This is a genomic window from Nitratidesulfovibrio oxamicus, from assembly GCF_015731765.1.
Lineage (GTDB): Bacteria > Desulfobacterota > Desulfovibrionia > Desulfovibrionales > Desulfovibrionaceae > Cupidesulfovibrio > Cupidesulfovibrio oxamicus.
In genome coordinates this window covers 1-4928 of the sequence record NZ_VRYY01000181.1, presented here as the reverse complement: position 1 = coordinate 4928, position 4928 = coordinate 1, and the positions used below count along the sequence as shown (strand labels likewise).

Annotated in this window: 4 protein-coding genes; all 4 read left to right on the top strand. The window is 67.0% G+C overall.

Going from position 1 to position 4928, the window contains the following annotated elements; translation table 11 throughout:
• The first annotated feature begins 193 nt into the window (after nucleotides 1–193).
• Nucleotides 194–1138, top strand: a complete 945-nt coding sequence (locus tag FVW20_RS07560) for a phosphate/phosphite/phosphonate ABC transporter substrate-binding protein (protein ID WP_196608949.1) — start codon at nucleotides 194–196, stop codon at nucleotides 1136–1138.
• Nucleotides 1135–3303 (top strand): ATP-binding protein, encoded by a 2169-nt coding sequence (locus FVW20_RS07555; RefSeq protein WP_196608948.1) that lies wholly within the window; start codon nucleotides 1135–1137, stop codon nucleotides 3301–3303. The genes FVW20_RS07560 and FVW20_RS07555 overlap by 4 nt, the downstream gene beginning before the upstream one ends.
• A gap of 212 nt (nucleotides 3304–3515) precedes the next feature.
• A complete protein-coding gene (locus tag FVW20_RS07550) occupies nucleotides 3516–3875 on the top strand; it encodes a response regulator (RefSeq protein WP_116307205.1) in 360 nt (119 codons plus the stop codon).
• A 64-nt stretch (nucleotides 3876–3939) separates the two neighbouring features.
• Nucleotides 3940–4928, top strand: a 989-nt coding sequence (locus FVW20_RS07545; protein WP_231038951.1) for a PEP/pyruvate-binding domain-containing protein, incomplete at its 3' end; no start/stop codon positions are given.

Here is a 4928-nt window from a genome sequence, read left to right as displayed (position 1 = left end):
CACGCCGCCGCCCGGCGCCATCCCCGACGCGGCCCCCGAAGCCACGGCCCCTTCCGGCCCCGCCGCTGACGGCCCTGCCTGCCCAGCCAGCCTGATCAACGAGACTGCCGGGGGCAACCAGACCCATGGGGTCACCGGGGCCACCCAGAACGGCCGGAGCGGCTAGGCCCCTCTTTCCATCCGGAGCTGCACGGTGCGCACGCGCTTTCTCGCCATAACCGCCCTTGTCATGGTCATCGCCGCCGCCATCCAGCTGTGGTGGGACAGCGAACCCGTGACCCCGGTGGACATGACGCGCCGGGCAGAGGTGAAGGCGCCGGAAGCCGTGCCCGCCATCACCTATGCCTACCTGCCGCAGTATTCGCACTCCACCTCGTACCTGCGCCACCGCGCCCTTGTGGAATACCTGCAAAAGGTCACGGGCCTCGCCATCCGCCAGGTGTTCCCCGATACCTTCGAGGCGCACCGCCGCATGGTCGAGCGCGGCGAGATCGACATCTCCTTCTCCAACCCCATGACCTACGTGCTGCTGGCGCAAAGCGGCGCGCAGGCCTTCGCGGGCATCGTCGAACCCTCTGGCCGGGCCACCTTCCGTGGACAGATCATCGCCCGCGCCGACAACACCGCCATCAGGAACGAGCAGGACTGCCGGGGCAAACGGTGGATCGCCGTGGACCCCTATTCCGCCGGGGGCTACCTGTTCGTGCTGGGCCATTTCCGCGACAAGGGCCTGTCGGAAAGCGACTTTGCCGAAATCGCCTTTGCCCCCGGCCCCGGCGGCAAGCAGGAAAAGGCCGTACTGGGCGTGTACGCGGGCCGCTACGACATCGCCTCCATCCGCGAAGGCACCCTGGGCATCCTGGAAGGCAAGGTGGACCTTTCCGCCCTTAAGGTGGTGGCCAACACCCGCGAATACCCCAGCTGGGTCTATGCCGCGCGCAAGGGGCTGGACCCGGACATCGTGCGGCGCATCGCCAGCGCCCTGTTCGCGCTTTCGGAAAACGACCCCGAGCACGAACGCATCCTGGCCGCCGCGGGCATGCGCGGCATCATTCCCACCACCGACCGCGACTACGACCCCTGCCGCGAACTGTTCTCCAAGCTGCGGCTCGACCCGTCCAAGGTGGGGCTGGAATGAACTTGCTGCGCCGCCTGAACTTTCGCCGCAAGCTCAACCTCGGCATCACGCTCATCGTGCTGTTCGTGGCCGCGCTGCTGGCCTTGTTCGTCACGCGCATCGCGGCCAACGCCCTCATCGAGGAAAGCAAGCGGCGCGGCGCGGTGCTGGCCACCAACCTGGCCCTGCGCGCGGCAGACCCCATGCTGTCCACAGACTTCCTGCGCCTGCGCAACCTGGTGGACGAACTGCTGAACGTGGACAGCGACATCGTCTACGCCTTCATCATGGATGACCGGGGCCAGGTGCTGGCCCACACCTTTGGCCGCACCTTCCCGCTGGACCTGCTGGAGGCCAACGCCTCCGAGGACGGCCACCTTGCCGTGCGCCTGCTGGATACCGGGCGCGAGCGCATCTACGACTTTGCCGCGCCGGTGATGGTGGGCGGGCGCGAGTTCGGCGCCATCCGCATCGGGCTTTCGCGCACCAAGGTGCTGGACGTGGTCAACGGCATGATCTTCGCCATCAGCGGGCTTTCGGTGGTGGCGCTGCTTGTGGCCGTGGTCATCAGCGCCCATTTCGCCAAGCGCATCACCGCCCGCATCGGCGCGCTGAAGGAGCACGCAGAGGAAATCGTGCGCGGCAACCTGCACCTGCCCGCCACCACCTCCGCCCGACGCAACTGCTGGGAACAGCGGCTGTGCGGCCGTACCGACTGCCCCGCCTACGGCGACACCGAGCGCCGCTGCTGGTACGTCAAGGGCACCGCCTGCGCGGGCTGCGACGGCAGGGCCTACCCCGCCAAACTCGCCCAGTGCCGCCAGTGCGAGGTGTACGAAACCTTTGCCGGTGACGAGATAGAGGAACTGGCCGACACCTTCGACGTGATGGCCCACGCCCTGCGCGCCCACATCGCCGAACTGCGCGAGACCGAGCGCGACCTGACGCGCCAGCAGGGCATCATGCGCACCATCCTGGAAGTGACCCCCGACCGGCTGGCCCTGCTGGACGAACACCTGCGCTACCTTTCCGTGAACAAGGCCTTTGCCGATTCGCTGGGCCTGACCCCGCCGGAAATCATCGGCAGGAGCGACTTCGACATCTTTCCGCGCGACACGGCAGAAATGCGTGTGGCCGAAAACCGCGCCGTCCTCACCTCCGGCATGCCCATCTACCGCGAGGCGCAGGACCACCGCGACGTCATCCCCTCTGCGGGCGGCAGCAACGCCGCCCCGGATTTCGGCCCCGGGCGCGACGAATGGTTTCACCTGGTCAAGGTGCCGGTGTCCGACGAAACCGGTCGCATCATCGGCGTGTTGTCCACCGCGCGCGACATCACCGCCATCCGCAGCTACCAGGACCAGCTCATCCAGTCGCAGAAGATGGAATCCATCGGCAAACTGGCTGGTGGCGTGGCGCACGAGATCAACACCCCCCTCGGCATCATCCTCGGCTACGCGCAACTGCTGCAAGAGGACGTGCCCCCGGACGCCCAGATGCACCAGGACCTGCAGATCATCGAGAAACAGGCCAAATTCTGCCGCAAGATCGTCTCCGACCTGCTGGGTTTTTCGCGCCAGACCCAAAGCCAGAAAAAGGAGATGTGCTTCAACAACTCCGTCATGGAAGTGGTCACCCTGGTGCGCCACACCTTCTCGCTGGAGAACGTGACCATCCTCACCGATCTCGACGACCGGCTGCCCGTCATCTACGGCGCGCCCGAAAAGCTGAAGCAGGTCTGGATGAACCTGCTGAACAACGCCACCGGCGCCATGCCCGGCGGCGGGCTGATCAAGGTGCGCACCCGGCTGGACATCGTGAACATGACCGTCACCGCCTGGTTCGCCGATACCGGCACCGGCATCCCCGAAGCCAACCTGCAAAAGATCTTCGACCCGTTCTTTTCCACCAAGCCCGTGGGCAAGGGCACCGGCCTCGGCCTGTCCGTGTCCTTCGGCATCATCGAAGACCACGAAGGGTTCATCGAAGCACACAGCCCGCTGCCTCCCGGCTTCATCGACGAAGACATGCCCCAGGGCGCAACGCGCGGCCCCGGCACCGTGTTCCGCGTGGTCCTGCCCCTGGAGCCCCTGGGAGCCGCCGACCTGCCCGATACCGACCCCCGGGCCAAGGTGCAGCCGGAAGAAAAACAAGAAGGAAAGGGTACCGGAGAGGGGGGCCTTTGACGCGCTGCGGTCCTCATCCGCAAGACTCGCGCGTTGCGTACGATGGCCGTAAGGCTCGCAAGCTCGCCAACGGCTGCCCCCCCCTAAACTTTTTATTTGTCGGGTAATCTTTCCTTAAAGGGGTGCAGGGGACAGATGCCCCCAGCCCGCCGGAGGCGGACAAGAACAACACACGCCCCGGAACAAGAAGCAGAAAACAAAGAAGGAAGCCCATGGCGGACATCATCGTGCTGGACGACGTCATCGACGCGGGGGTGCTGATCAAGCGCATCCTGGAGCGCAAGGGCCACGCGGTCTCGGTGTTCACGGACGAGGAAGAGGCCATCGCCCACGTGCGCGGCAAGGGCGCGGACCTGGCCATCCTGGACATGAAGCTGCGGCGCATGACCGGGGTGGAGGTGCTGGAAGAGATGAAAAAGCTGCGCCCGGACATCCGGGTGATCATGCTGACCGGCTACCCCACCCTGGAAACGGCGCGCGAATCGCTGCGCCTGGGCGCCAACGAGTACTGCGTGAAGCCCATCGACAAGGACGAACTGGAAAGCAAGGTGGCAGAGGTGCTGGGCGGCTGACGCCGCCGAGGCGGGGTTCCGCATCCGTCCGCCACTTCCACCACAGACAGCCCAAGGGAGCGCAATGGCCATCGGCGAACTGTTCCGTCACTGGACCTACCAGGTCTTCGCGCCCGGCACCCTGCTGCGGCGCAAGTACAACGCGTTCCGCGAGCTGTTGCGGCACGATTCGCGCAGCCTCGAACTCATCGCCGAACTGGAGGACATCCGCTACGGCAACGAGAAGGTGGACTGGTCGCGCGTGGTCGAACTGGCCGACCAACTGGACGATGCGGTGCGCTCCATGCTGGGCCAGCTGATGGAGATGAACCCCGCCCGGTACATGGGCCTTGCCGACTACTGCAACAAGATCGCCTTCTACATGCGCATGGCCGTCAGTGTGCCGGAGCCGGACCTGGCCCCGCCCTACGTCATTCCCCTGGCAGAGGCGCACCAGCGCCCGGACCGCGCTGGCGGCAAGGCCGCGCGCCTGGCCGCCGTGCGCAGCCAGTCCATGCTGCCCGTGCCCGACGCCACGGTGGTCACCGCCGCCGCCTACCACTATTTCATCGAACACAACGAACTGCGCGAGCCCATCGACGCGCGCCTGCGCCGCCTGCGCCTGTCGCGCCCGGACGAACTGGCCGTCATTTCCGAGGAACTGCGGGCCATGATCCTGGAGGCGGAACTGCCGCCCCGGCTGGAAGAGGACATCCTGACCGCCGCCTACGCCATGAGCCCCCAGCGCACCCCGCTGGCCGTGCGCAGCAGCGCCGTGGCGGAAGACGGCCCGGTATCCTTCGCCGGGCAGTACGCCAGCGTGCTGGGGGTGGAGCCGGGCCACGCGGGCATGGCCTGGAAGCGGGTGGTGGCCTCCAAGTACCAGCCGCGCGCCCTGTCCTACCGCATCCTGCACGGGCTGGCCGACGCGGAAACTCCCATGGCCGCGCTGCTCATGCCCATGCTGGACGCGGCCTGCGCCGGGGTCATCTACACCCGCGACCCGGACCCGCCGCGCCGCCTGCCCGCAGAGGAACTGGCCGAGGGCGTCACTGCCGTGCACGCCGTGGCGGG